The organism is Nocardioides sp. CPCC 206348 (genome assembly GCF_048654705.1).
Classification (GTDB): Bacteria; Actinomycetota; Actinomycetes; order Propionibacteriales; family Nocardioidaceae; genus Nocardioides.
Genome location: NZ_JBMCZA010000190.1, coordinates 63,048 through 63,530, shown reverse-complemented (window position 1 = coordinate 63,530; position 483 = coordinate 63,048). Strand labels below are relative to the sequence as shown.

The 483-nt window shown below is 66.5% G+C and carries 1 protein-coding gene; it reads right to left on the bottom strand.

Features of this window, described 5'->3' with window-relative positions; genetic code table 11:
* Positions 1 to 54 precede the first annotated feature (54 nt).
* Entirely contained in the window at positions 55 to 291 is a 237-nt protein-coding gene (gene rpmE / locus ACOADB_RS16165; RefSeq protein ID WP_378600597.1) for a 50S ribosomal protein L31, read from the bottom strand.
* Positions 292 to 483: the final 192 nt, after the last annotated feature.

Below are 483 nucleotides of genomic sequence, written 5' to 3'. Positions count from 1 at the left end.
AAATGACGAACGCCGGTCCCACCCGTGAAGGGCAGAACCGGCGCTCGGAGGTCGCTACTTGGAGGCGTCGGCCTCGGCGGCAGGAGCCTTCTTGGCGTAGCGGGCCTCGAACCGGGCAACGCGGCCACCGGTGTCGAGGATCTTCTGCTTGCCGGTGTAGAACGGGTGGCACTGCGAGCAGACGTCGGCGTGCATCTTGCCGCCGGTCGCGGTGCTGTACGTCGTGAAGACGCTGCCACAGGTGCAGGTCACTTCGGTGACGACGTAGTCGGGGTGAATGTCCTTCTTCATGGGTGTCCTCTCGAGGGGGCCCGGGTCGTCAAGCGGATGCCGACGTGAACCGGAGCCAACGGATGATTCTACGTCGCTGCCGGGCGCGACCCCAAACCGGCGAACACCGGTCGGGGCCGCGCGTGCGGAAGCAGCGCTCAGGCGCGGGCCTTCTTCTGCACCTGGAGCAGGAACTCGTAGTTCGTCTGCGTC